This is a genomic window from Tychonema sp. LEGE 06208 (assembly GCF_015207505.1).
Classification (GTDB): Bacteria; Cyanobacteriota; Cyanobacteriia; order Cyanobacteriales; family Microcoleaceae; genus Microcoleus.
Genome location: NZ_JADEWT010000022.1, coordinates 1 through 25938 on the forward strand (window position 1 = coordinate 1; position 25938 = coordinate 25938).

Genomic DNA, 25938 nt, shown 5'->3' on the forward strand with positions numbered 1-25938 from the left:
GAGACAGCCCTCACCCCCTCCCCTCAAACCGTAGCTAAAGCGCAAGATACCCAGCAATCAGTGATTTTGCTCGGCTACCTTGCACCCTCGGTAAAAAATCCCGACTACGCAGCAATTAAGTTGCTCAATACCTATTTGGGTAACGGTTTGTCGAGCCGGTTGTTTGTGGAATTGCGGGAAAAACGGGGCTTAGCTTACGACGTTTCCGCCCTCTACGCGACACGCCTAGACGCGGCTCAGTTTGTCGCCTACATCGGTACAGCACCGGAAAATACGGTGACAGCTTTTGAAGGATTGCGTACTGAGGTCGATCGGCTAGCCAACACCCAACTAAGCGAAGAAGAATTGCAAGATTGCAAGAATAAAATGCTCGGTCAATATGCTTTAGGAAAACAAACTAATTCGCAAATTGCCCAAGTTTTAGGCTGGTACGAAATTTTGGGATTGGGAATTAAATTTGACGAGCAATTTCAAGCAGAAATTGCGGCAGTTACGACAGCCCAAGCTCAGGAAGCTGCTAAGAAATACTTCATCGAACCGTATATTTCTCTGGTTGGCCCGGAGGCGGCGATCCAGGAATTGGGTGTGATGGCTGTTTGTTGAAAAATTTGTGAGTTTATACCAATTTCATAAAGTAGCGCTAGATATTACCCCCCAACTCCCCAAAGCATCGGGGGGGCTAAGACTTCATCAGCACATCTTTAGAAAAATGGTATTACTCGTTACCAGGCAGAGCCTGGTAACGCAGATCCGGAGGCGATCGTTCTATTGAATATTCGATCCAATATTCCAATATTCAACTTCCCAACCAGCAAAGCTTTTCAAAAATAAAATAAATTCTCAACCAGAATCTGGGAATTAGTTTATATCAAAAATATCTGCGTTTATCTGCGTTTTTATACCATCCAATAATTCATGTAATAATGTCATATTATATGGATGAACCGCATTCAAAATGATCCCGCGTGCGGAATATTGTTCTGTGCTGGAAAGCGGAATAAAGTCCGCCCTACAAACCGTTTTTATTATGGTAATCGCTCGCACGCGATCTAAGTTTACTGCACAAAAAAAAATGATTTTAATTCCAGTAATTCAAGTCAAATCTGGATGCAAGCCCCAATCATTTGACACCAGCATAGAAGCCGAATTGCTGATGTTTCAACGGTTGCAGCGGCTGACTCCCCAAGAAAAAGTAACTCCCGCCATCGACTTTAATCGAGCCGTGCGAAGGCTAGCAATATCGGGAATAGAAAGCCAGTACAAGGGTGAAATTCCTGTATTGAAAAGGCAGGAATTTATTAAAATGCCTTTGGGTTATGATGGGATAAAGACTTTATTTTATACTTATAATTGGGTGATTTCGTGATTCAAAATCCAATTTGGTTGGCGGAAAAAATAGCCAATATTCTGGAACCGTTAGGCATTTCCTATTTAGTTGGTGGCTCTGTGGCAAGTTCTTTGCTGGGAGAAAACAGAGCTACAAAAAATTTAGATTTGATAATTAATATTTTGCCACAGCAAGCGGCACAACTAATCTGCGCCATGTCCGACGATTTTTATATTAGCGAATCGGCGGTATTTGAAGCAGTTTTTAGATCTAAAAGTTTACCTCGCAAATCGTCTTTTAATGTGATTTATTTGCCTGCCATTGAAAAGGCTCATTTTTTTGTAATGAGTAATGACGATCCTTTTTCGGTTTCTGTGATGAACCGCCGCCAGTTGCACGTTACGAGTGCTGGATCGGAGCGAGGAATTTATATTTATTCAGCCGAAGATATCATTCTGCAAAAACTCTGTTTCTATAAACAGAATGGGGCTGTTTTTAAAAGGCAGTGGAAAGATGTATTGGGTGTTGTGAAGGTACAGGGCGATCGGCTAAATTTTAATTATTTAAACGAATGGGGGGAATGTCTAAAGGTTGTAGATTTGCTAGCACAAGCGTTGCAGCAATCTGGATTAGAGTAGTTACATTCTCCCAAGTTGTGTATTTAACTTTTTAAGTTGATTCGGCTGCGTCAGATTGGGTGATTTGCCGATCGCCCAAAATTATAAACTGATGAACTCTACTGATTTCTGGGACGATCGCCCGCAAGCATTAAAAGCCACAAAAAAATCAGCACGCTGCCATTGAACCTTTAGTGTGCGCGATCGGTCTAAATCACATACAGGCCCATGAGGTCTAATCTATATGTACTTTTTTAGAATATGTACCTTGTAAAAAACTTTCACATTAAAAAAGAGCTGACTCCCTGGCTGGGCGGGCTTCTCGCCACCGGATTGCTGGCAGGAGCAGGCTACACAGCTTACAGCCAATTCGCAGTCCAACAGCGTAGCGAAACCGGGCGCAAGGAAAAAACCGTTGCTGTAGAAAGGGTGAACCTGCCGATTACAATTTCGGCAAACGGCACGATTGTGCCGGAACGTTCCGTCAACGTCAGCCCCAAAACTTCAGGAATGCTCAAAAGTTTGCTTGTCAACGAAGGAGATAGCGTTGAAAAAGGGCAGATTCTCGCCTACATGGACGACTCCAACCTCCAAGGCCAACTTACCCAAACTCGCGGACAACTCGCAGCCGCCGAAGCAAACTTGCAAAAATTGCTCAACGGTAATCGAAGCCAAGATATTGCTGCGGCTAAGGCAGTTTTATCAGAACAACAGGCAAGTCTGGAAAAATTGCTCAACGGTAATCGCAGCCAAGATGTTGCTGTCGCTGAGGCGCAATTGGCTGAACAACAGGCAAATTTACAAAAATTGCTCAATGGCAATCGAACTCAGGAGATTGTCGTCGCCGAGGCACAATTAGCTGAACAACAGGCAAATTTACAAAAATTGCTTGAGGGAAATCGGCCTGAAGATATCGCCCAAGCAAGTGCCAAACTCAAAGATGCCGAATACGCTAAAAATCAAGCAGAGGAAGAGTTTCAGAGAAATCAAGAACTTTATACTGCTGGGGCGATTGCTTTGCAAGTTGTCAACAATTCCCGCACCGCGCGCGATCGAGCCGGCACGCAAGTCAGACAAGCCGAACAAGCTGTAGCTTTGCTGAAAGCGGGTGCTCGCCCCCAAGAAATCGCAGCAGCTAGGGCTGCAGTGGAGCAGAAACGGCAAGCTTTGGCCCTAGCGCGATCGGGAGCACGCCCCGAAGATATCGCTGGAGGGCGGGCTGCTGTGGAGCAAAAACGGCAAGCTTTGGCCTTGGTGCGATCGGGCGCGCGCCCCGAAGAAATCGCCCAAGCCCGCGCCGCCGTCGAGCAAAAACAGCAAGCTTTAGCGCTGCTAGAAGCCGGTTCTCGCCCCGAAGAAATCGACCAAGCCCGCGCCCAAGTTCTCTCCGCTAGAGGCAGCCTGCAAAGCGTTCAAGCCCTGATCGATGACACTGTGTTGCGGGCTCCTTTTAGCGGCACTGTCACCCGCAAGTACGCAGATCCGGGCGCTTTCGTGACTCCCACAACGGCGGGAAGTGCGGTTTCTTCGGCAACTTCTTCTTCGATTTTGTCCTTAGCTTCAAAAAATCAATTAATCGCAAACGTAGCAGAAACTAATATTGCTCAGATTCAGATCGGCCAAGCAGCGTCTATTCAAGCTGATGCTTTTGCGGGAAAGACTTTTGCCGGTAAAATCACTCAAATTTCGCCTCAGTCGATCGTCCAGCAAAATGTGACGAGTTTTGAGGTAAGAGCCGCAATTATTGATGACAAACAAATGCTGCGTTCTGGGATGAATGTCAACGTAGAGTTTAAAGCAGGCGAGCTCAAAAATGTTTTGGTAGTCCCCACTGCGGCAATTGTCCGCCAACAAAGGGCAACCGGGGTATTTGTTCCCGGTGGAAAAGATGGCAAACCTGCTTTTATGCCGATTAAAACTGGTATGACGGTGGATGACAAGACGGAAGTGCGATCGGGTTTGAAAGGAGATGAAAAAGTGCTGCTTAGTTTACCCTCCGGATTGCGGCCTAGATCCCAAAATCCATCGTCGGGCGGAATTCCGGGTTTGCAACCAGGTGGTAGAACGCGATTGCGTTAATAGTCAGTAGTCAGTAGTCAGTAGTCATTAGTCATTAGTCATTAGTCATTAGTCATTAGTCATTAGTCATTAGTCATTAGTCATTAGTCATTAGTCATTAGTCATTAGTCATTAGTCATTAGTTAGTGGTTAGTGGTTAACAATTATCGATTGCCAATTACCGATTACCAATTACCAATTACCAATTACCGATCACCAACACGTCAAAAAAATCACGGATATAGAAATAGCTGTTTTTTCCCGCCTCTTCCTGCTTTTTTATTCCCCGCTGCTTCTTCCTTCTTCCTTCAATCTCTCAATAATATCGTTTGCGCTTGCATCGGAATAATATAATCGAGTCAACAGTCAACAGTCAACAGTCAACAGTTAACAGTTAACAATCACCTGACGTACAACCGGAATTAATCTAACTAATTACCAATTCCCAACCACCTAATGAAATTAAAAACTCGCCCACCTATCAAAAAAATATCCAACGTTCAAATCGCCTTCATGGCGACAGAAGCGCTGTGGAATAACAAATTGCGTACCAGTTTAACCATGCTGGGTGTAATTATTGGGATATCTTCAGTAATTGCCATTACTTCGGTAGGACAAGGAGTCCAAAAATCAACAGAAGAACAGTTAAAATCTTTGGGTACAAATGTGTTGTTGGTGTTATCCGGTGCTTCGCGATCGGGCGGTGTCAGTCAGGGAAGCGGTTCTGCTACTACGCTGACTTGGGATGACGCAAAGGCGATCGGCAAACAAGCTCCCGCAGTCAAAGCAATTACCGCTTATTTGCAGCGCCAAGTGCAAATCGTTTACGGCGGACAAAATTCATTTACTGCTATCTTGGGAACAGATTTAAACTATCCAGATGTGAAGAACATTCAACCCCAACAAGGACGGTTTTTTACTGAGGATGAATTGAATGCTGCTGAGCCAGTAGTCGTCCTCGGTTCTAAGGTGCGGGACGAACTTTTTGGAGCCGGAGTTAATGCGTTATCATCCGATATTCGTATTCAGGGAAACCGCTACAAGGTGATTGGAGTGATGGAAACCAAGGGGTCTGTAGGGGGAACCGATCAGGACGATCGAGTGTATATTCCCCTCAAAAATATGTCTTCGCGGATTGTGGGGAGAAATTCTTTGGCCGGGATTGCCATCTCTGGTTTTTGGTTGGAAACTGCCGGCGAAGCGGATTTAGCGGATGCTCAATTCCAAGTTGAAAATATCCTGCGTTTGCGCCACAATATTTACCCGCCGCAAGCGGATGATTTTCGAGTTGTCAATCAAACTGAGATTGTTAATACTTTCAGCAATGTGATAGGTTTATTTACAGTTATGGTGGGATCGATCGCCGGAATTTCTTTGGTTGTTGGCGGCATCGGTATTGCTAATATTATGTTGGTGTCTGTTGTGGAGCGGACTAAGGAAATCGGGATTCGCAAAGCGGTTGGCGCTACTAATGCAGCAATTCTGATTCAATTTATGGCGGAATCTATTTTAGTGTCCACCGTGGGGGGAACGGCGGGTATTGGGTTGGGAATTGCGATCGCCTTTGGGGCCGCGACAGCGTTCAAATTTCCGTTTGTAGTGTCTGTATGGTCGATATCAGCAGGTTTTGGGCTATCTTTTACCGTCGGGCTACTAGCAGGAGTATTGCCGGCCAGGAATGCCGCTCGCTTAGATCCGATCGCAGCTTTACGCAATGATTGAACTGACTCATCCGCGTTTATCTGCGTGCATCTGCGGTTAAAGATTCCAAATCTGCCAGCAATGTTAGATTGAGACAATTTAAGATGCTAGATTTAATCGGGCGCTTTTCATCCCAAAATACCATCGATGAATAAAAGCTAATTGCAGCAGGTGAATTCAAAAGCTCAAAAGTTTTACGTGCGATTCCCTCGTCTTCAAAGCTGACAAAATAAACAGTATCATCAAATATTACAGGTTTATTAGCAATTGCACCAATTAATCTGAAATTCAATTTTTTATAAAGTCCGCAAATTGCAATCTTCCACAATTTAAAACTATAATCGCCAACTCCAAAAACAGAAAAGCGAGGATTCTGTTGATAAATCTTGCTTTTGCGATTGTCTAGATATGGTGCGTTATCTTCGAGATAACGCCAGGTTTTAGGAGCTATTTGTCTGATAGATTCGGTTGACTCGCCAATGAATTTTTGAGTTACTAAAATATAGCGATTTGTGGCATTAATTCGATTTTGAGCAACATCCGAGCCTTTAAGTAGCGGAAATAGATAAGTTTCCTCAAGTTCGACAGCTTCCCCAAAGCCATTGACAAAAAGATTATCAATTTTCCGAAACTCCATTACATTCGAGCAGTCATGCTTTACCCCCGATCGCCATTTCGTGCCTGACTTTACAATATATAAATTACTCAACTTGTTGAAAGAATCTATATCTTTAATTAGAAGATTATTTTGATATCCTATGCGGTGGTAATCTGAACTTTCTAAACTGCTAAATACATCGCAGAAGTAGTTCTGCGAGCTTGAGTCAAACTGGCAGACTAACAAACAGGCATCCACATTTGCATCAAAATACTTTTTAGCATCTATTTTGTAAGTTGCACAGCTAGCGAGATTAAGTTTTTCTGAATGAATGTAGTTCAATAACTTTCGAGCAACGGAAGTCTTGCAAAGCATTGCCAGAGTTGCGTCACGATTTTGCAACCAATGAATTGCTTTAATTAGCATCCATTCTGAGATATCAAAATTACTTTTACCTGTGAGTGCATCTAAGCCAGCGTGCTTTTGAAAATTACTTTTTTTAGGCAAATTTTCACTACCAATAGTTCCTTGGTGTGAGTTTGTCACCCAAGGAAAGTTACCAAGTACCAACACCTGATGATTAAATTGCTTGATTAATGATGTCCAGTCAAACTCAAAAAAATCTCCCTGCTTAACCTCACATCTTTCATCCTGTAACAATTGATGTTTGGTTCGTAATTCTGTTAAGTAAATTTGATTTATTTCAACGCCGATAATCTTGCTGGCGGATGGAAAGGAATTTGCAGCAGCTTGAATGAAATTACCTATGCCGCAAGTTGGCTCAATGATGATTTTGGGGTTAATATCAAGTTCTATCAATTTCCGACACACCATCTCGGCTAATTCCAGCGGTGTCTGAAAATCCCCATATTCTAGTTTTGTTTTGCGAACTGTGGAAATCATGAGTTAAATCTATAAACTGCGATAACGCCGTCTTGTTGTCCGGCACGCTCAATTACTCTGCCATACTGAAGTCGCCATTGTAACGCATTAGAAATGGTTAAAAAACCCTGTAGTGGCGGATTTATCATGATTTCGCCTACAATTTTATCTGCCTCTATTTCGTCAACTGGTAGATTTTTGTCAAGCAGAAAAGCCAGCAAATCATCTTTGTTGCCTTCGTTGTCTAAAATATTGCGAATTCCACGGGTCATTTGAAAATCTGCTGTTCTTTCGGCACTTACGTAAATTGTATGCAAAATATTCAGCGTTGCAGTTCGATTTGTACTGTTGTCTGTCTTTTCGTAAACAAAGATAATCAGTGAATATCCCAGCCCAAAAATCTTTTGTCTTGCAGATTTAAAAGGGCATGAGGATTGTGGTTGTCTAACGCTTGTTACCTTGACATCCACAAGTAGCCCGGGAAAATCGATGCCGCTTGCTGAATTTCCTTCTAAAAATTCATATCGCAGCTTGAGATACAGTTTGAACTTTTGTTCTAAATATGTCCCAATAGCCTTTCCGTCTGTGACTCCGTAAAGCAGAGGTTCTGGATGTTGAGACTCGGCGGCTGAAAATATTGCTGCCTCAGAACAAAGAATTTCTACGGTCAGAATCGTTATTTTGATGAACCACCAGATTATTTAATTTACTGACCCATTAAACGGTATCATTAAAGATCGCAGGTTTATTAGCTATTTCACTTATCAACCTGAACTCTGATTTTTTATCAAGCCCGCAAGTTATTCTCCCACTTATGCTGTAACCATTTCGGGTTTGATATCGGGTGATGCTGGCTCAAAGTACAACACCATGATTTGCTCTGGATGCAGCCCGACAGACTCATAAGTGCGTCCGTTGCGATCGCTAAATTCAACCTCAAACGCTGCACCATCAGCCAACAGTTCAACCACAGTCCCTACTTGTCCGCGCCACAGGTTGTATTCAGGAAGGTCAACTGTCAATGCAACGACATCTAGTAATTTAATTGTATTCTTTGCCACTCTTATTACCTCCACGCACGAAGCGAGGATAGCAGGTTGTTAATCTCGGAATCTCCGAATCATGCTCAATAATCCAGCCACTCCGATATAATCGGGTTAATTGCGAGCGAGGTTTGGGATGGAAGTTCGGTTGGCGCACATGGATGATTTGGATGAGGTGACGCGGTTGTTCGATCGCTATCGAATGTTTTACGCTCAGGTTTCGGATATTGATGCAGCCCGTCAGTTTATCCAAATGCGTTTCCAACAGGGTGACTCAACAATATTCATTGCGTTGGATGAACTTCGGGGTGTGGGTTTTACTCAGCTTTATCCGAGTTTTTCGTCAGCTTTAATGAAACGACTTTGGATTTTGAATGATTTGTTTGTTGAAGAAACGGCTCGCCGGCAAGGTGTTGGAGCACAATTAATGCAAGCGGCGGAAAGCTTTGCACGTCAAACGGGTGCCGTGGAAATTGCATTATCTACGCAGATAACCAATCAAAGTGCACAATCACTTTACGAATCTCGTGGGTATGTCAAAGATGAGGTGTTCTATAATTACTCACTCCCGTTGTAATTCATGTATATTGCTAAATCTGTGCGATCGACTATCATCAGCGCGATCGCTCAACCCATCCGTGTATCGGTGTCAAAATCCGTCGTGCTCTTCCAATTTTTCCCAACGAGGCAGAGCCTCTAGACATCGGTTCCCAGACCGATCCGGGGAACCAGTTAATTAAAAAATAGAGGGCGAGTATCACATAAAAATTGACGGCAAAAGTCAAATTTTATGCTCTAAACCCGCCCTCGCAAAACTCACTTAATAAGCGTCTTGCAATTCGTAGAAATCGGGGGAAATGTAATCTTTCCGCAGCGGCCAGCCTACCCAATCTTCGTTCATCAAAATCCGTTTCAGATTCGGATGTCCTTCGTAGACAATGCCGTACATATCGTAGGATTCCCGCTCTTGGAAATCTGCCGCTTTCCAAATCCAGTACACTGATGGTACTCTCGGATCTTCGCGGGGGATAAATACTTTGACGCGGACTTCTTCGGGATGGGAAGCATTATCTGTCAGCTTGGCTAAGTGATAGACGCTGACTAAATCTTCTCCAGGCCCTTGGTCGTAGGCGCACTGGCACTGCATATAATTGAAGCCGTAGGCATACAGTGCTGTTGACATCGGAATTAGGAATTCGCGATCGACCTTTAATATCTCCACGCCCAAATTATCGGCCGCTAAAGCTTCGTGTTCAAAGCCATTTTGAGTCAGCCACTGAGAAACCTTCCCAGCTTCAACAATCGAGGTTTCTGTCTCAGCCACGTTGTACCTCCTGTTTTTGTCCTGCAAGCAGGGCGGGCGGTACTGGCATTCCCATTGCTTCCGTCAATTCCTTCGGTGGGGCCATCCGGCCGGGAACTGACAAATATTTGCCATCCAAGATGTCATCTACTACTTTCATTTTGTGGGGTCTGGTGTAGTAGCGGTGGGTGGGCAGCAAGTTGCCGCGTTCCTGCATCGAATCGTTGGCGATTTTTTTCCGCAGTTTGATAATTGCGTCAATAATCGCTTCTGGACGGGGAGGACAGCCGGGTATGTACACATCTACGGGAATCAGTTTGTCAACGCCTCTGACTGCTGTGGGGGAGTCTACGCTGAACATTCCGCCCGTGATGGTGCAAGCGCCCATCGCGATGACATATTTGGGTTCGGGCATTTGTTCGTACAGCCGCACCAAAATGGGGGCGTACTTCATGGTAATTGTACCGGCGGTGATTAACAAGTCGGCTTGCCGCGGGCTCGATCGCGGTACTAAGCCGAATCTGTCGAAGTCGAAGCGCGAACCGATCAAAGCTGCAAACTCGATGAAGCAGCAAGCCGTACCGTAAAGCAGCGGCCAGAGGCTAGAAAGTCTCGCCCAGTTGTAGATGTCGTCAACCGTGGTTAGGATGACGTTCTCTGATAATTCGGATGTGACTTGCGGGCGCTCTGCCGGATTGACAATTAGCGATTTTTGTGATGTGTCTGAACTTAAGACCATTCTAAGGCTCCTTTGCGCCATGCATATACAAGAGCAATAACGAGGATCGTGATAAAAAACAAGGCTTCGATGAAAGCCAAGAGTCCTAGCTGGTTGAAAGCTACCGCCCAAGGATATAGGAAGACAGTTTCTACGTCGAAGATGACGAAGACCAGGGCGAACATATAATATCGGATGTTGAACTGAATCCAGGCTCCGCCGATGGGCTCGACGCCAGATTCGTAGGTAGTGCGTCGGTCGTAGGGACGACTTTTGGGGCGTAGTACCTTAGACGCCGTGAGGGCGAGGATAGGCACTAGGCTCGAAATTAGCAGGAAGCCTAAAAAATACTCGTAGCCGCTGAGTGCAAACACGGTGAATAATTACTGCCTCTGTGAAAGGGTTTGTAACTCTATCTTTACATTATATGGATTCTGCGTAGCTAGAATTACGAATTAGTTGAGATTAATCGTCCATCTTCTGCAATAATTATTAATGTATATTTTTAATAAAACCGGAATATCCAGGCTAAGCCAACAATTTTTTAACTGCCTGTGGAAGACGGGCGGCTGCCTGTGGACGCTAAGTAAGACCACGATCGACTTAAATGTCGAACATCCTTGTGGTGTCGCAACGTGGCATCGGCGGTTGAAACGGGAAATCTCGAAGACGAATAAGACCGTCCTAATCTGAGTTTTAGTTGGAAGCCCCAACTATCGCGAAGTTTGGCTGAGGTACTTCACGATTAGCTTACGTACCCTTTTTTTGGAGCTATGAGCGATCCAGCCACTGAGACTAAAACCCTCGATCGGCACGAGTGCCGCGCCTGCGGCTACGTCTACAACCCGAAAAAGGGCGATCCTAAAATTGATATTGCCCCTGGCACGGCTTTTGAAGATTTGCCTATGACTTGGGTGTGTCCTGTCTGTGCGGCGCGCAAACCGATGTTTCAAAACCTCGGTCAGCAGGAAGGGGTATCGGGATTTAAGGCAAATCAGCGCTACGGTGTCGGTGTCAACGGTATGACCGAAGGTCAGAAAAGTTTGCTGATTTTTGGCGGCTTGGTCGTTGGTTTCTTGTTTTTACTTAGTATGTATGGTTTGCAGTAGGACGATTGTGAGATTTTGGCAACGAATTGTAATGTTATTGGCGGCTGCGCTCATTTGTACGAGTTGCAGCACGATCGGTTCTGTGAGTTACAACCCCTGGCAGGTGATATCCTTGCCGACGGAAGCTAATTTGCAGGATGTTGCCTTTACCGGCAGCAATCCCGATCGCGGCTGGGTTGTCGGTTCGGAGGCAACTCTGTTTGAAACGACTGACGGCGGCACGAACTGGAAGCAGATCGGTCTGGATATTGACGAGCCGAGGTCGCGTTTTTCGTCGGTGAGCTTTTCCGGTTCCGAAGGCTGGATTGTCGGCCAGCCTTCGGTTTTGCTCCACACTACCGATGAAGGCAACTCTTGGACGCGGATTGCTTTGAGTTCTCAGTTACCGGGTTCTCCAAGTACGATCGCCGCCTTGGGCCCGAAGGCCGCCGAGATGACGACGGATGTGGGGGCAATTTACCGGACTTCTGACGGTGGCAAAAATTGGAAAGCTGTCGTTCAGGATTCCTTTGGGGTAGTTCGCAACATCAACCGTTTTGAAGACGGGCAATATGTGGCAGTTTCCTCCAAGGGCAATTTCTATTCCGTGTGGAAACCCGGACAAGAAGCTTGGGAACCTCACAACCGCAATAGTTCTCGCCGCTTGCAAAATATGGGCTTTACCAAGGACGGGCGTTTGTGGATGCTCGCCCGCGGCGGTCAAATTCAATTTAGCGATCCAGAAAGTGCCGAAGGTTGGGCAAAACCGTTTTTTCCCGATCGCAAGGCAAGTTGGGGTTTGCTAGACCTGGCTTACCGGACTGATAATGAAGTTTGGGTAGCCGGCGGCGGCGGCAATTTGCTGTGCAGCTTAGATGGCGGGAAAACTTGGCAAAAAGACCGCGAAGTTGAGGATGTTCCCGCTAATTTTTACAAAATTGTCTTCATGGGGCCCGATCGCGGATTTGTGCTCGGCGCTAAGGGCACTCTACTGAAATATCAAGGTTCAGCACAAGCTGCTTGATAGTAGAATAGTAATAGAGATTGTCTGTCGATTTGTTGTTGAAAGGAGGATTCTAAATGTCAGGTACAACTGGAGAGCGTCCGTTTGGGGACATTATTACAAGTATCCGTTATTGGGTAATTCACAGCATCACCATTCCGGCTTTGTTTATTGCTGGATGGTTGTTTGTGCAAACCGGTTTGGCTTACGATGCTTTTGGCACTCCTCGCCCCAACCAGTATTTCACAGAGCAGCGCCAAGAAATCCCGATTGTCTCGGATCGCTTTGAAGCTAAACAACAAGTAGATCAGTTCATTGCCAAGTAATTTAACAAGGAGTTGGAAAAATGACTAGCAGAACGCCAAACAATGAGCCGATTTCGTATCCGATTTTTACGGTACGCTGGTTGGCAGTTCATACTTTAGGTGTCCCAACAATTTTCTTTTTGGGCGCGATCGCAGCAATGCAATTTATTCAACCATAGGAGTTTACGATGCCTGAACGCATTCCTAATCCCAACGAACAACCCGTCGAGTTAAATCGGACTTCCCTTTATTTGGGTCTGTTGATGATTTTTTGTCTGGGTATTTTGTTCTCCAGTTATTTCTTTAACTAACTGGTGACGCTAGTTTGATGTCTGCAGTTCGATGAATTTGTTTTGCTGTGAATTAATGAGGTGATGGCTATGTTTAGTGAAAGTGGCAGAATTCCTTTGTGGCTGGTAGCTACTGTCGCAGGCCTAGGTGTTCTGAGCATTGTGAGCCTTTTCTTCTACGGCGCTTATGCCGGTTTGGGTTCTTCGATGTAAGGAGAATCTCGCGTATTTTACGCCTCAAACCCCCCTAAAAAAAGGGGGGTTTAATTATGCGAATTTGGTTGGTCAATCCGGGATAAATATTAGAAAAACTGTTGATTATTTGGCAAGTTTATGATCTTCAACTGCTTTTGGTCAATAAACCTGTAGGGACGGGTTAACCAATCACGCTCTCATATCAGATCCACACTACGAACCCACGAGAAAATCTCGCCCGAAACCGGGTTTCCTTCGAGAGATTTCGCCAGCAAACCGAGATTTTCGCAGAAACCAGGTTTCTGAACTCCTGGGGCAATCTCGCCCGAAATCCGGTTGATTTCGAGATAGATCCATAAAAACTGGATTTTTATCTCATCGGGCTTGCTTTGGGAATTAGCCAAAAGTTGCGAGTAGAATAGTGCAAGAGCCGATCGCTCGATCGTAGTCCATAGCGAAATATGACCCCACCGCAGCCGCCCCGCAAACCTCAAACCGTCTTGGGTGCGATCACCCAAGCAGTCCAGACTATTGCCAAGGTTAATTTTAACCAGCTAGCCCTGAAACCGAATGCCAAAGTACCCGAACTGTGGGTACAAGATGCGGGTGCAGCTAAAGCTGAGGTTTATCCGCTATTGGGCGATCGATATTTGTTAGGTCGATCGTCCAAATCATCAGATATTGTAGTTCGCAATCCCGTTGTCAGTCACGTCCACCTATCCCTGTCGCGGGATACTCGGCGGCGGACTCCTTTTGTCATCAAAGACGAAGACTCAACCAACGGCATTTACTCCGGCAAAAGGCGAGTTAAAAGTATGTCCCTGCGTCACGGAGACGTGTTCACCTTGGGCCCGCCGGAACTCGCCGCCGCCGTCAGAGTTCAGTACGTAGATCCCCCGCCTTGGTATTTGGAACTTGTGCGCTACAGCTTTTACGGAGTCAGCGGCATCACCGCTTTGATTGCGGTGTTGGTAGGTGTTGAATCGACCAAGTTTCAAGTGCGGCCTCTGCCGAGAAGCATCAACGGCCCCGTGATTGTTTACGCCCGCGACGGACAAACTCCCCTGCGCCCTCCTCAGAATAACGCTCACGTAGAATTAAAGGAATTGCAGGATTTTTCGCCTTATTTGTCCAAGGCGGTACTTGCTTCCGAAGACAGCCGCTACTATTGGCATTTGGGCGTAGATCCGATCGGGGTTTTGCGCGCACTGTTGACCAACGTGCGCGGCGGAGGAATTCGCGAAGGCGGCAGCACAGTGACGCAGCAGTTAGCGAGGAGTTTGTTTCGAGATTATGTGGGAACTCAAGATTCTGCCGGACGCAAATTGCGGGAAGCCGTAGTTGCGTTGAAACTGGAGAATTATTACAGCAAAGACGAATTGTTGCTGACTTATTTGAATCGCGTGTTTTTGGGAATTGACCTGTACGGTTTTGAGGATGCGTCTCGGTTTTATTTTGGCAAGTCGGCGAAGGATTTAAGTTTGTCGGAGGCGGCGACTTTGGCGGGTATTTTGCCCGCACCAAATAGTTTCAATCCGATTCAAAATTATCAGTTGGCTGTGCAGTATCGCGATCGGGTGATCGAACGGATGCGGGCACTGGGGACAATTTCTCAGGAAGAAGCCGATCGCGCGAGGCGATCGCGAATCGACATCAATCCCAAAGCCCGCCAATATCTGCAAAGTACGATCGCTCCTTATTTCTACAGTTATGTATTTGACGAATTGGAGTTTTTGCTGGGGGAGCAGTTAGCCAGAGAAGGTAATTTTATAGTAGAAACAGGCTTGAATCCCGGCCTGCAAAAAGTAGCCGAATCTTCCCTCAAGAATGCCGTAGAAAATGCCGGAGCCAGTGCAGGTTTTTCTCAAGGAGCCGTAGTAACTCTCAATACTGCCACCGGAGAAGTCTTAGCATTAGTTGGGGGCGTAAGTTACTTGCAAAGTCAGTTTAATCGAGCTACCCAAGCATTGAGACAGCCCGGTTCTACATTTAAGATTTTTGCCTATACAGCAGCCCTAGAACGCGGAATTCCCCCCACCAAAACCTATTCTTGCGAGCCGCTTTCCTGGGGCGGACAAACTTACAGCGGCTGCGAAAGAACCAGCGGCAGTGCTGATATGTATCGGGGCATAGCACAGTCGGAAAATGTAATTGCTTTGAGAGTAGCACAAGATGTCGGTTTAGACAATGTAGTGGGAATGGCCAGACGTTTGGGCATTACATCTCCACTGCGTTCTTCCCCCGGTTTGGTATTAGGTGAAAGTGAAGTTAACGTATTGCAATTAACGGGTGCATTCGGGGTTTTGGCGAACCGTGGTTTGGGAAACCGCCCCCACGTAATTAAGCGAATTATTGACAGCAGCGATTGCAAAGATCGAAATGATTTTAACAGTTGTCGGGTGATTTATGACTATCAAAAAGATAGCGTTGCCAACCGGCAGTTAGTTTCTGAAGCTGTAGCGGATACCATGACTGATATGCTGCAAGGTGTGGTGCGGGGAGGTACGGGGAGCAGTGCTGCTTTGGGGTTGGGAGAAGCTGGAAAAACAGGCACGACTAATGATAATAAAGATTTGTGGTTTGTCGGTTATATTCCAAGCCAGCAAATGGTGACGGGAGTTTGGTTGGGGAATGATGATAATTCTCCGACTGCCGGAGGTAGTGCAAATGCTGCTCAGTTGTGGGGGGAATATATGCGGCAAGTGGCGCGTTAAGTCATTAGTCATTGGTCATTAGTCATTAGTCATTAGTCATTAGTTAGTAGTCATTGGTCATTTCGGTGGCGCACCTGATACCAAATCGGGTGGATTACCATAACAAAAACGGTTCGTAGTGCGGACTTGCATACGCTTGGAGTTGGAGAATCTAAGGAATGAAAATTTAATAACTTAAGCGATTGCTCGTTACTTTCGCTCTGCCTGGTAATGCTTCTGGGGCGAGGAAGAGCCTCCTTTTATCTGGCAACTTACAGGAGAGAGGACTGTAGGAGGTGTTTAACTTATTAAGTTTTCGCTCCTAAGCGGACTAAAGTCCGTACTACGAACCAATTGTTGCAAAAGTTTTGAACATTGTATTAACTCAGGGATGCTTTTTTTAGGGCTTGGGTGGTTCGCCTCCAGATCGATCGCACATATTTTCGTTGGTCGATCGCGTGCAGTACAATAAAGGCCAGGAAAGTATAAACCATCCAGAAATGGATATTTCTTGCCAAATCTACAACCGCTGCATTTTGAGGAAAAATATCGGGCAACGTTGCAACCCAGAAAAAAGGCACATTCCCGCTTTTGTAAGAATTAGAGAGGAAAAATCCGCTCAGAGGAACCGCTACCATAAACAAATAAATTGCTGCGTGCAGTAGAAACGTGCGAATCCACTCACCTGTAAACTTGGGAAGGCGGCGCGTATACTTGCGCCACCAAACCCGCTGCAAAATGAAAATACGCCAAGTTAGCAATGCCATTGTCAGCGCCCCAATCGATTTGTGCAAGCTGTAAGCGTTGCCTTGCAATGGTGTATTGTCTGGCATTTTTACCATCAAAAGTCCCCCAGCCAGCAGCAGCAGATAACAGGTTGCCATCACCGCGTGCATTGACCACAATTGCTTGAAGGCTGAATTCGATCGAGGTTGGGGCTTTGTTTGCGGAACTAATTCGGAACTCATCAAATACCTCCTAGACGCACTTGCAATCTCAGAAACTGGGTTGATTCCTAGATTTCTCGTGAGGGGACAGCAAATATTTCCTAGAAACCGGGTTTCTAGCCCTCGATGCTCAAGTCCTGAGTTTGATAAACAGGGCGACATCCAGACAAAATAGAGTGCAAATTAACTACATTTCCGATGACGGCGATCGCAGGTGCTGAAAATCCAGTCGCCTCAACTTGCTCTACAATTGTACCCAAAGTTCCGATCAATTCTTCTTGTTCCGGCCGCGTTCCCCAGCGCACTAATGCTACGGGCGTTTCTGCGCTCAATTCGGCTGCTGTTAACTGGTCGATAATGTAAGGCAAATTGTGGATTCCCATGTATACTACAATGGTTTCGGAGCCGCGGGCGATCGCCTGCCAATTTACCTCCGGCCGATATTTTCCCGCTGATTCGTGGCCGGTGACAAAGGTGACTGACGAACTGTACGATCGGTGTGTCAGAGGAATTCCCGCATAAGCCGCAGCCGCAATCCCGGAAGTTACACCTGGTACAACTTCAACCGCAACTCCAGCTTTTACCAAATCTTCCATTTCTTCGCCGCCGCGCCCGAAAATAAAAGGATCGCCACCTTTAAGACGAACTACGATCGCATTATTTTGAGCTTTTTCTATCAATAGATCAGTTGTTTCGTCCTGCATTAACGAGTGGCGGCCTTTGCGTTTTCCAGCATCAATTCGTACTGCTTCGGGATTGATGGCTGCCAAAATTTGAGGGCTGACTAAAGCGTCGTAAATCACCACATCCGCACACTCTAACAAAGCCTTTCCCTTCAAGGTCATCAAACCCGGATCTCCTGGCCCGGCACCTACTAAATACACTTTACCTAAAGACATTTTTCTGTCTTCCTTTACCTCTTCCGTGCCTCTGCCGTTCATTTTTGAATTAAATTCCCAATTAAATCTGCTAATTCTGCACTTGCGCCTAGAGGGTTTGCCAGATGAAGTTCCGCCGCCGGAAATTGCTGCTTTAGCTGTGCGACATTTTTGGCGATCGCATCTGTAATTCCTCCATTAAATAAGAAGTATGGCACAATTCCTATTTGCTGCTGTCCACCACGAACCAAATTATCAATTTGTGCTTCCAAACTCGGCTGTACCGACCAATAAGCTGTCTCGGCACCGAGTTCCCTGGCAATTTTCTCCACCGTCGAGTTACCTGCGGGGCGGCGGCTGCCGTGAGATAGTAAAATCCATTTTGGCAATAGCAAATTGGGGAGAAAAGCCACATCTTGCATCTGATTTTTTAGCAAGCGTGTTAAGCCAGCTTCCTGGGAACCTAAATGCGGGCGCAATGCAATTTTTAGTTGGGAACCCAAAGTTTTTTGGGCAGTTTCTACCTCTGCGGGTATGTCTTCGGCGACGTGAACTCCCGGTAATAAAAATGCGGGCAGGATTTGCAATTGTGTCAGCCCCAGCGACAGGGTACGTTCGCCAAAACTGCAAATTTGTTCGTGCAGCGGTGCGGGCCCGAATTCTAAGGTGGCGGTTGCTACTGCGGGGAACGAGTTGGCTAATTTTTGAGAAAGCAGTTGACCGAGGTTTTCCAAAGCCCGTTGGGGTCTGGGGTCACGGCTGCCGTGAGAAACTAATAAATAGGTCGATCGCAATTTCAATAGGGATTTGATGTGAATGTTCGACAGAAAATTTATAATAATTATAACACCGTAGGGTGCACGACTTCAAAATTGCTCGACATTTCGTCGGCATCTCTCAAATCGCGCACCCTACATACACCAATAAGGTAAAACAATGCTTTGACGCGCACTTTTTAGCGCTCTAGGTGCGCGGCGCGCACCCTACACAACTCTCAAATTAACCTTTGGGAGCTGGATCTGCGATGTACTTAAAAGTAGGTTCAGAGTTCCAATTACCGCGTTCGTCCTTGCCATTTGTAGACAAATTAAAGTATAGATCCACAGTGGAATCTGGCTCAATATTACCGAAAAACGGATCGGTGAGTTTGCCCAACGATTCGAGAGCTTTCATGAACATTTGAGTGTGAGAAATTTCGCGAGTCAGCAGAAACTGCAGCGTTTGTTTCGATCCCGCATCCGGCGCGAGTTTAATCAATGCTTCGTAGGTTTGACGCGCTCCGGCTTCCGCACCGATATTAGCGCGCAAGTCGCGCACGACATCGCCACCTTCGTTGACATAAGCACCACTCCAAGCTTGACCTTGGCTGTCCAACAAGTGCGGGCCTACACCGCGCACGGCAAACAAAGTGCTTTTGTAAGCTTCTGTTTGGTCAACATTTTTAGTGTGCATTTCTATCATTTTGCCAACCATTTCTAAGTGGCTAAATTCTTCGATTGCAATATCTTGAAGCATATCCTTAATCCCTGCATCTTCACAGTGAAAAGACTGCACCCAGTATTGCAAAGCTGCTGTCAATTCTCCGGTGGCTCCGCCAAACTGTTCTAGGAGCAATTGAGCAAAGCGGGGGTTTGCTTCGTCTACTTTTACGGCAGACATTAGTTGTTTTTTGTGAAAAAACATGGATCGGTACCTCGGTTTGTTTCTGTTGTTAAAGTCGTCAAATTGCCGACTTTGGGTGTGTTCATCCTCAGAATCCATTGTGCGATAAGCGATCGCCCCCAACCTCGGTCGCTGGATACATATAGCGGAACAAATTTCTCTACTTTCAGGTAGAGTTTAAATTAAAAAATTTCATTACTTAGCAGCCATGAAAATTACTATTTAGCAGCATGATTATTGTCGCACTCGGTTGATTTTGGGCCGATCTCAAATCCTCTCTTCATCGGAATTGTAAATTCACTGTTGACTGTTGACTGTTGACTGTTGACTGTTGACTGTTGACTAAAGTTTTGCCAAATCCACCTTTCCCTCAAATTTGAATCGGGCGATATCGCTGTCTCAGCAACAGGCTAGAGCCGCAGTTTAAGCAAAGTTTTGCGGTGTTGGATTTTCGGGTTGTTGACATTCTGGATTGAGAGAGTAAGTCATATTGATTTTAGATTTTAGATTTTAGGTTGCACAGAAGACTTTTTTTAAGGAACCGCGAAGACGCAAAGGGCGCAAAGGAAGAGGGAAGAGGGAAGAGGGAAGAGGGAGGGTTGACAACTGATGCAGTTCGGGATGTGTGTCTATTTTAATGCGCTAAGGAAGCGGGATATTTGCCGATCGCCCAAACGAGAAATTGTGCTAAACTCTTGCTGTGCAAGGCATTTGAGGCACAATTGATCCGATCGGTTCGGGGACGCTGAAAAAAAAATCAAAATTTTTTTGCTTGACCTCTAGACTTTTTCGGGAAGATAGTGCTATAGTTAGAAAAGTTATGGCGAGTGTAGCCAAGTGGTTAAGGCAGTGGTTTGTGGTACCACCATTCGTGGGTTCAATTCCCATCATTCGCCCTTTTGATTCTATTGTACAGGTGCGATCGCCCGTTGGGTGCTTAGCTCAGATGGCGGTTGAAACCCCATCTATACAAACGATTTCCGTGCCAAGCGGACTCAAGAAGATAACGTGATTTTCGTTTCCCGGTCTTCAACCCGCACAGGCGGGTTTCGTTTGTATAGACGCGGTTTCTAACCGCCCGGTTTTCTACAAACCTATGTGCTAATCTTAAATCCAATCTAAATGCGAGGCAGAGCCAAAGCATCTGCGTTACCAGGCAGAACCTGGTAACGAGTTAAATCCTACAAACCGATGTGCTAATCTTAAATCCAATCTAAAATCTACAATCTATAATTTAAAATCAAAATATGCGATCTTTAGTAGCAGAAGATTGGGGATATAAATTTAGTGGCGATCGCACAATTAATAAATTTATTCGGGATATAGAAGGAGAAGCCGCTTTAGCGAAATATTACGATTGGGAATGCAGAGAACGCGCCCAACTTTTGATGTCGGAAATAGCCGGCACATCCCACAGTCTTTTCTACGTGCGCCGCCAAAAGATAAATGAGAGATTTTCTGAAGAAGAAATTTGGGAATTGATTCTTGCTACGGATGGAGATAATTTTGAATTGCCAGAATTGTTGCAAAAAGCCGATCGCACTTTGCGATTGTTAGCAACAGTACGCACAGAAGACGGAATCGGCGGCTTGAAATTGCTAGATGCTGGTTTGGTGGCGGTTCCCAGAGGCAGAAAAGATGGCTATGTTTTGCCGGTGCAGTTGCGACTTTTGCCGCAAACTCGCTCGCCAATTCCTGCAAAGTCGATCGCCCGCATTCAACAAATACCATTTTGGGACGACAGACACATACCGACTACCGAACAATTAAAAGTTTGGCACACTTTCTTAAATGTAGAAAAACGCATCGCCGAAGCGCGTCAATTTTGCGTACCTTTCCGCGCCCACAACTACGGTTCTGGCTTAAAAACCGTAACTTTTGAAATCGATCGCAATTCTGCAACTCTTGACGGCTACGATGAAAATCCCTTACAAATCGGCGACTTTCGCGAAAGGCTAAAACAAGCCAGAAATGAAGATATTATCTTATTTGATTCGCCGCCCGGAAGCAGAAGTTCGCGCGATGGCGAAACTTTGGGTAGCATTGCTGAAATTGAGTTTGAACGCGGTAAATTGCGGATTAAGTTAGATTTTGATTTGGGCGATCGCATGGCAGGTGGCAGATATCAACTGCCCAAACAAGGATTTTTGTATTTTGAAGCTGCAGGCGATATCAGTCAGATCGATCGCAAGAAAAAAGCTTTAAAAATGCTGACTGACGGCCGCGCTCAAAATCCGTATTTGAGCGAATTTTTATTCGACTCTTCCCAGGCGAGAATTCCCGATAAACTAATTAAATTGGATCGGGAAGATTTATTAAATCGCAATGCTAACGACGACCAACTCGCCGCCGTTGAAATGGTGCTTTCGGCGCGGGATTTAATTTTGATTCAAGGGCCGCCGGGAACTGGAAAAACGACGGTGATTGCGGAAATTTGCTATCAAATTGCTCGTCAGGGCGGGAAAACGTTAATTGCTTCCCAGGCAAATTTAGCCGTTGATAATGCTTTGAGTCGGTTGGTGCACAATCCGGCGATTCGGGCTTTGCGGAAGGGAAAAGCTCATAAGGTGCAGGAAGAAGGCCAGCCGTTTTTGGAGGAAAATGCGATCGGCACTTGGCTGCAAAATACGGCGATTGATTGCGAACAAAAGCTCTTGCAGCGCCAGACGAATATCACATTTTTGCGGCAGTTGCTGGCAGATTATGACCGATTTAATGCCTACTTTGCCACGGAAAAAGATTTTTTTAAGCAATTAAAGCACCTTCACGACGGCAAGGCAGATATTGAGGAAAAATTGACCGCGCAATCAGCAGCCTATGAACTAAGTTTAACGGCTAAAAGCGAGCTTGAATTTTTGGTTAATGGCTTAGCAAATCTGCTATCTACACCGGATATAAACTGGGAATCTTCGGAAGTTGCCGAGTTTATGCCGAAACTAAAACCTTATTCTGAAGGTAATGTTTTAGTAGAAAATTTTATGGCAAATGTGCGAATTTGTGTTAATCATGCTATTCAAATTGGCTTGGATCGCCCTATGTGCGGCGCGTTTGGGATTGCGGTTTGGTTGCGGGAAACTGTAGCAGCGCAAATGTCGGAATTTAAGGCGGCGGGCGATCGCGCTGATGAGGTTTGTCACGCTATGTCAGCGGTTGCGGAGTCTTTGCGGGTGTCGCGGCAGTTGTCGGAGGCGGTGAATCAGCTACAGTTGGGCGACAAGCAAAATCAGACGCACCGCCACAATCTCGAACAGAAAATCAAGAATTTGGAACTGCGAAAAACGGAAATTTCCGCCGTTGTCGTCAGCGTTGCAGAGTGGATTGAGACAGCAGATGCAACACTTTATAAGGTTGTGCAATCTTGCTGCGAAACTAATGCGATGCTGACTGATGAAATGGTAGAATTGCCTGCGGGATTGCTGAAAATTGCGCGATCGCTCAAATTGCCGATCGTCCCTCCTAAGAGTAAAGTGAATTTACCCGATTTGGAAAGACTGCAAAACGCAATTTCCCATGAAGCCAGCGCGGGTTTTAAGGACATTCAGGGGCAGCAATTCCGGTTTAGCGAGTTTTTGCACCTAAATTTGAGTCAAACGCCGCTCGTGCTCGCTGCGGGCGATCGGGCGCAATGGCAGCAACTAGCCAAAGACTTCGCCAGCTACGCCCAAATCAGCCCCAGCCAGCGCAAATTTATCGTAGAAAAAGCGAATAATTTATTCAGTAAAATTCAACAACTTTACAGTGAATCCTTTCAGCCCAATCAAATCCAGACAACTTGCGATCGCCTAGTCAAAGAATTGCTACACAGCATCCTCGCCAACGCCCGCCAGTGCATAATTCCCCTCAAAACCGAAACCGAACAACAACTGATCAAACAGCAACAATTATTAGATAAAATCGGTCAAACATTGAATCAGCAGCAAATATCTGCCGCCCAAAATCAGGTAGAAATAGCGCAGCAAGATGCGAATTTAAAAATTAGCGAAGTTACTAATTTGTTGCAAGCAATTGTCGCCCAGCCAAATGTACCTGAAAGATTGCGGAGTTTAGCCGAACAATATCTCGCGCAAAAGTCTAATATTTGGGAGCAACCGCAGCATTTTGTCAAGCAAATTGATGCTTGGAAGTTGAGCGCGATCCAGCTTGAAAAATCCATTGCTGACTTAGATCCTTTCGGGATTTTGGAAAATATTAAAAGCCGTCTTGACGAGCAATTATTACCGCTGCAAACAACCAGCGCCGGTTTGCAGCAGCAACTCGCACAACTTCAAGCAGAATTAAACGACATTACGGCTAAACTGCAACAGCAGCAACCAACAGCCGAATTAATAATTGAGAGAAATTGGTGGGAGTCAGCATGGCAAAGTTTCCCGGAAAAATACAAACCAGAAATTCCCAATGTCGAATTATTTGCCGTGGATTTTTTACGCAAAATTAAGCGTATTTTCAATAATTTTCAGAGGGAATTAGAACGAGAAGAAACAGCATTAAATCGTTCTCAAATTTTTGTTACAGATTGGATCGAAAAACTTCGCCATCCATCGGAAAAAGACCGCAACGATTTAAAGCAAATTTATATTGACAATGCTAATGTCATCGGCATTACCTGTGTGCAAGCTGCGAGTTTTGATTTTAGCAAAAACTTTCCCAGCTTTGATGCAGTCATAGTTGACGAAGTTAGCAAATGCACTCCGCCAGAGTTATTAATCCCAGCTTTGAAGGGTAGAAAATTAGTATTGGTGGGCGATCACAGGCAATTGCCGCCGATGTTCGATCGAAGTACGATCGATGATATCGCCGAAGATATCGGTTGCACTGGAGATGAACTTAGCTTTATCAAAGAATCGCTGTTTAAAGTATTGTTTGAAAATGCCAGCGACGGGATCAAGAAAATGCTGACAACTCAATACCGAATGCACCCGCAAATCATGGGCGCAATCAATCAGTTTTACCAACAAAAACTTAACTGCGGGATTTTGGAAGCCGATACGAGACGCGCGCACAATCTCGCAGGTAAAATTATTCAAGAAAACCATCACCTCCTGTGGGTGAAAACGCCTGTGGGACAAGGGTTTGAGGAGGAAAAACAGGGTACTTCGCGGCTGAATGTCAAGGAGATTGATGCGATCGAGCTTTTGTGCGAACAGATGGAAACCGCTTGGCGGCCTAAAATATTAGAGGGTGAACCGCCGAAGGAAATCGGAATCATTACTTTTTACGGCGCACAATTGAACGCCATTAAAGATAGAATAGAAGCCGAAAAGTTTCCTTCTTTGAGCATCCGCACTGGTACGGTTGACATATTTCAAGGCATGGAAAGACCTGTAATTATTGTCAGCACGGTGTGCAATAATGTTAGGGGCGATATTGGATTTGCTAAGGAACCGGAACGGGTGAATGTGGCATTTTCCCGCGCCCAGGAATTGCTGGTAGTTGTCGGCTGTCACGATTTATTTACCCAACAAACAGGTACTGTGGGAAAAATGTATCAGGAAGTTTCAAAAACGGTGCGTCACTGGGGAGGTTTTGTAGATGTTTCTAGCGTCCTCAGCTAAATCAATTGACTCGAATTTAAGTTCGCTAGCTGCACAAATCGAGCAACAAAATCCTGGTTTGTCGGTGTTGGCGGCGCGTCAATTGAGGTTTGCTATCCGCCAAACTCCGCTGGAGGTGACTGTTAGCGAACCGCGCGAGTTTAACGTGTTGGAGGAGTTTATTTTGCGGGCTGGTGTTGAGTTCGATCCTGCGCCGACTTTGCAGGAATTGGCGGATTTGTTGGGGTTGGATTTGGTTTTTGTGAAGACTGCGGCGGCGAATTTGGTTGGTTTGGAGGTTTTGGAGGTGGCGGATAATGGTAAAATTGCGTTAGCGAAGCCCTCGAAGAGGATCGCCCCGCAAGGTCAAGATTTTTGCGAAAAAGGTACGGTTAGTCGATCGCACGTTCAATCAATTTACGCGATTTCCGATCCTTTAAATCAAACTCTCACCTTCAAATTCGATGCTGTAGCCGCAGAATCCAGCGATTTACCAGATTTAGCAGAATTAGTATCGCTGGAACATCAAATTACCGACTTTGCCGATTTAAGCATAGCAGAAATCCAGCCGTTAATCGAAGCATCCGGTTTAGGAATTCACATCCCCGAAAACGGCAAAATTGTCTCTAAGTGCGATGTCATCGGCGACGATTTAGATATTTTACAAACAGTATCAATTTTTGTGTTGCTGGATGGAATAGAAAATAAAACTACCATTCAAGCCCGACAGGGAAAGCAAATATTAGAAACAGCATCAAACTTTCTCAACCAACTCGAATCTCAGCAGAAATTGCTGAATGAATTGTGCAAATCAACGGAAGAAATTGCACAGCCTGAGTCAGAAACGATCCCGGTTAAAAAAACTCGCAAAAAGTCATCTACAGCCGCAGGAAGAAAGAAGAAACCCTAAAAGTTGCGAGTCCCCAAGAAAAGAGCGGACTCGCATTCTACACGCGCAATCCGTTTTTGTTATAGTAATCTACCGAACACGATTTAACTAATTCCTAAATTTCAGTATTTTCTATCCTGTAGGTGCGTCATATCAATTCCGGTTCACTCCTCATGATGTCAACAGTCAACAGTCAACAGTTAACAGTCA

General features: G+C 45.5%; 26 protein-coding genes and 1 tRNA gene. 16 read left to right on the plus strand and 11 right to left on the minus strand.

Annotated features, from left to right (window positions below; translation table 11 throughout):
* From IQ263_RS08225 to IQ263_RS08245, 5 genes are all read left to right on the plus strand, one after another.
* A partial coding sequence (locus IQ263_RS08225; protein ID WP_194067002.1) for a M16 family metallopeptidase occupies positions 1-603 on the plus strand: 603 nt, incomplete at its 5' end.
* A 469-nt stretch (positions 604-1072) separates the two neighbouring features.
* Entirely contained in the window at positions 1073-1366 is a 294-nt protein-coding gene (locus IQ263_RS08230) for a hypothetical protein (protein WP_194067003.1), read from the plus strand.
* Positions 1363-1965, plus strand: coding sequence for a hypothetical protein (locus IQ263_RS08235; RefSeq protein ID WP_194067004.1), 603 nt, complete (start codon positions 1363-1365; stop codon positions 1963-1965). Before IQ263_RS08230 ends, IQ263_RS08235 begins: the two co-directional genes overlap by 4 nt.
* Positions 1966-2205: 240 nt before the next feature.
* A complete protein-coding gene (locus IQ263_RS08240) occupies positions 2206-4023 on the plus strand; it encodes an efflux RND transporter periplasmic adaptor subunit (RefSeq protein ID WP_194067005.1) in 1818 nt (605 codons plus the stop codon).
* Between the two features lie 435 nt (positions 4024-4458).
* Positions 4459-5724, plus strand: a complete 1266-nt coding sequence (locus IQ263_RS08245) for an ABC transporter permease (protein ID WP_194067006.1) — start codon at positions 4459-4461, stop codon at positions 5722-5724.
* 16 nt (positions 5725-5740) lie between these two features.
* Here IQ263_RS08245 and IQ263_RS08250 read toward each other — a convergent pair whose 3' ends face one another.
* From IQ263_RS08250 to IQ263_RS08260, 3 genes are all read right to left on the minus strand, one after another.
* Positions 5741-7120, minus strand: coding sequence for a class I SAM-dependent methyltransferase (locus IQ263_RS08250; protein ID WP_228049886.1), 1380 nt, complete (start codon positions 7118-7120; stop codon positions 5741-5743).
* 80 nt (positions 7121-7200) lie between these two features.
* Positions 7201-7863: a type II restriction-modification system restriction endonuclease gene (locus IQ263_RS28345; RefSeq protein ID WP_194067046.1), complete on the minus strand. Its 663-nt coding sequence runs from the start codon at positions 7861-7863 to the stop codon at positions 7201-7203.
* A gap of 132 nt (positions 7864-7995) precedes the next feature.
* Positions 7996-8244, minus strand: coding sequence for a DUF4926 domain-containing protein (locus tag IQ263_RS08260; protein ID WP_194067008.1), 249 nt, complete (start codon positions 8242-8244; stop codon positions 7996-7998).
* A 118-nt stretch (positions 8245-8362) separates the two neighbouring features.
* On the opposite strand from IQ263_RS08260, the gene IQ263_RS08265 reads away from it, so the two are divergent.
* Positions 8363-8803 carry a GNAT family N-acetyltransferase gene (locus IQ263_RS08265; protein ID WP_194067009.1) on the plus strand — a complete coding sequence of 147 codons (441 nt, stop codon included), beginning with the start codon at positions 8363-8365 and terminating at the stop codon, positions 8801-8803.
* A gap of 243 nt (positions 8804-9046) precedes the next feature.
* On the opposite strand, the gene IQ263_RS08270 is transcribed toward IQ263_RS08265, so the two are convergent.
* Genes IQ263_RS08270 through ndhC form a run of 3 tightly spaced genes read right to left on the minus strand, consistent with a single transcriptional unit; the run spans position 9047 to position 10621 of the window.
* Complete coding sequence (locus IQ263_RS08270) at positions 9047-9550, minus strand: NAD(P)H-quinone oxidoreductase subunit J (RefSeq protein WP_194067010.1); 504 nt, start codon at positions 9548-9550, stop codon at positions 9047-9049.
* On the minus strand, positions 9543-10268 hold the full coding sequence (ndhK, locus tag IQ263_RS08275; RefSeq protein WP_194067011.1) for a photosynthetic/respiratory NAD(P)H-quinone oxidoreductase subunit K: 726 nt from the start codon (positions 10266-10268) through the stop codon (positions 9543-9545). The genes IQ263_RS08270 and ndhK overlap by 8 nt, the downstream gene beginning before the upstream one ends.
* Positions 10259-10621, minus strand: coding sequence for a photosynthetic/respiratory NAD(P)H-quinone oxidoreductase subunit C (gene ndhC, locus IQ263_RS08280; protein ID WP_006635500.1), 363 nt, complete (start codon positions 10619-10621; stop codon positions 10259-10261). The genes ndhK and ndhC overlap by 10 nt, the downstream gene beginning before the upstream one ends.
* Positions 10622-11020: 399 nt before the next feature.
* Here ndhC and IQ263_RS08285 point away from each other — a divergent pair, with 399 nt between their 5' ends.
* The 6 genes from IQ263_RS08285 (at position 11021) to IQ263_RS08310 (ending at position 13146) form a co-directional block, all read left to right on the plus strand.
* Positions 11021-11356 carry a rubredoxin gene (locus tag IQ263_RS08285; protein WP_194067012.1) on the plus strand — a complete coding sequence of 112 codons (336 nt, stop codon included), beginning with the start codon at positions 11021-11023 and terminating at the stop codon, positions 11354-11356.
* Positions 11343-12359, plus strand: coding sequence for a photosynthesis system II assembly factor Ycf48 (locus IQ263_RS08290; protein ID WP_194067013.1), 1017 nt, complete (start codon positions 11343-11345; stop codon positions 12357-12359). Before IQ263_RS08285 ends, IQ263_RS08290 begins: the two co-directional genes overlap by 14 nt.
* A gap of 56 nt (positions 12360-12415) precedes the next feature.
* Positions 12416-12664, plus strand: a complete 249-nt coding sequence (psbE, locus tag IQ263_RS08295; protein ID WP_194009015.1) for a cytochrome b559 subunit alpha — start codon at positions 12416-12418, stop codon at positions 12662-12664.
* 20 nt (positions 12665-12684) lie between these two features.
* Positions 12685-12822, plus strand: a complete 138-nt coding sequence (gene psbF / locus IQ263_RS08300; RefSeq protein WP_194009016.1) for a cytochrome b559 subunit beta — start codon at positions 12685-12687, stop codon at positions 12820-12822.
* Between the two features lie 9 nt (positions 12823-12831).
* Entirely contained in the window at positions 12832-12954 is a 123-nt protein-coding gene (psbL, locus tag IQ263_RS08305) for a photosystem II reaction center protein PsbL (protein ID WP_194009017.1), read from the plus strand.
* Between the two features lie 69 nt (positions 12955-13023).
* Positions 13024-13146: a photosystem II reaction center protein J gene (locus IQ263_RS08310; protein WP_006635506.1), complete on the plus strand. Its 123-nt coding sequence runs from the start codon at positions 13024-13026 to the stop codon at positions 13144-13146.
* A gap of 179 nt (positions 13147-13325) precedes the next feature.
* Here the strand turns inward: IQ263_RS08310 and IQ263_RS08315 are convergent, their stop codons facing one another.
* A complete protein-coding gene (locus IQ263_RS08315) occupies positions 13326-13532 on the minus strand; it encodes a hypothetical protein (RefSeq protein ID WP_194067014.1) in 207 nt (68 codons plus the stop codon).
* A 57-nt stretch (positions 13533-13589) separates the two neighbouring features.
* Here IQ263_RS08315 and IQ263_RS08320 point away from each other — a divergent pair, with 57 nt between their 5' ends.
* Complete coding sequence (locus IQ263_RS08320) at positions 13590-15842, plus strand: transglycosylase domain-containing protein (protein WP_194067015.1); 2253 nt, start codon at positions 13590-13592, stop codon at positions 15840-15842.
* A 359-nt stretch (positions 15843-16201) separates the two neighbouring features.
* Here the strand turns inward: IQ263_RS08320 and IQ263_RS08325 are convergent, their stop codons facing one another.
* The 4 genes from IQ263_RS08325 to IQ263_RS08340 form a co-directional block, all read right to left on the minus strand.
* Entirely contained in the window at positions 16202-16789 is a 588-nt protein-coding gene (locus tag IQ263_RS08325) for a cytochrome b (protein ID WP_194067016.1), read from the minus strand.
* A gap of 95 nt (positions 16790-16884) precedes the next feature.
* On the minus strand, positions 16885-17709 hold the full coding sequence (gene cobA / locus IQ263_RS08330; protein WP_194067017.1) for a uroporphyrinogen-III C-methyltransferase: 825 nt from the start codon (positions 17707-17709) through the stop codon (positions 16885-16887).
* On the minus strand, positions 17706-18446 hold the full coding sequence (locus tag IQ263_RS08335) for a sirohydrochlorin chelatase (protein WP_228049888.1): 741 nt from the start codon (positions 18444-18446) through the stop codon (positions 17706-17708). The genes cobA and IQ263_RS08335 overlap by 4 nt, the downstream gene beginning before the upstream one ends.
* 199 nt (positions 18447-18645) lie before the next feature.
* Positions 18646-19329, minus strand: coding sequence for a manganese catalase family protein (locus IQ263_RS08340; RefSeq protein ID WP_194011436.1), 684 nt, complete (start codon positions 19327-19329; stop codon positions 18646-18648).
* A gap of 802 nt (positions 19330-20131) precedes the next feature.
* Here IQ263_RS08340 and IQ263_RS08345 point away from each other — a divergent pair.
* From IQ263_RS08345 to IQ263_RS08355, 3 genes are all read left to right on the plus strand, one after another.
* Positions 20132-20204: transfer RNA gene (locus tag IQ263_RS08345), tRNA-His, on the plus strand.
* Positions 20205-20555: 351 nt separating this feature from the next.
* Complete coding sequence (locus IQ263_RS08350; RefSeq protein WP_194067018.1) at positions 20556-24860, plus strand: AAA domain-containing protein; 4305 nt, start codon at positions 20556-20558, stop codon at positions 24858-24860.
* Complete coding sequence (locus IQ263_RS08355; protein ID WP_194067019.1) at positions 24838-25749, plus strand: hypothetical protein; 912 nt, start codon at positions 24838-24840, stop codon at positions 25747-25749. The genes IQ263_RS08350 and IQ263_RS08355 overlap by 23 nt, the downstream gene beginning before the upstream one ends.
* The last annotated feature ends 189 nt before the right edge of the window (positions 25750-25938 follow it).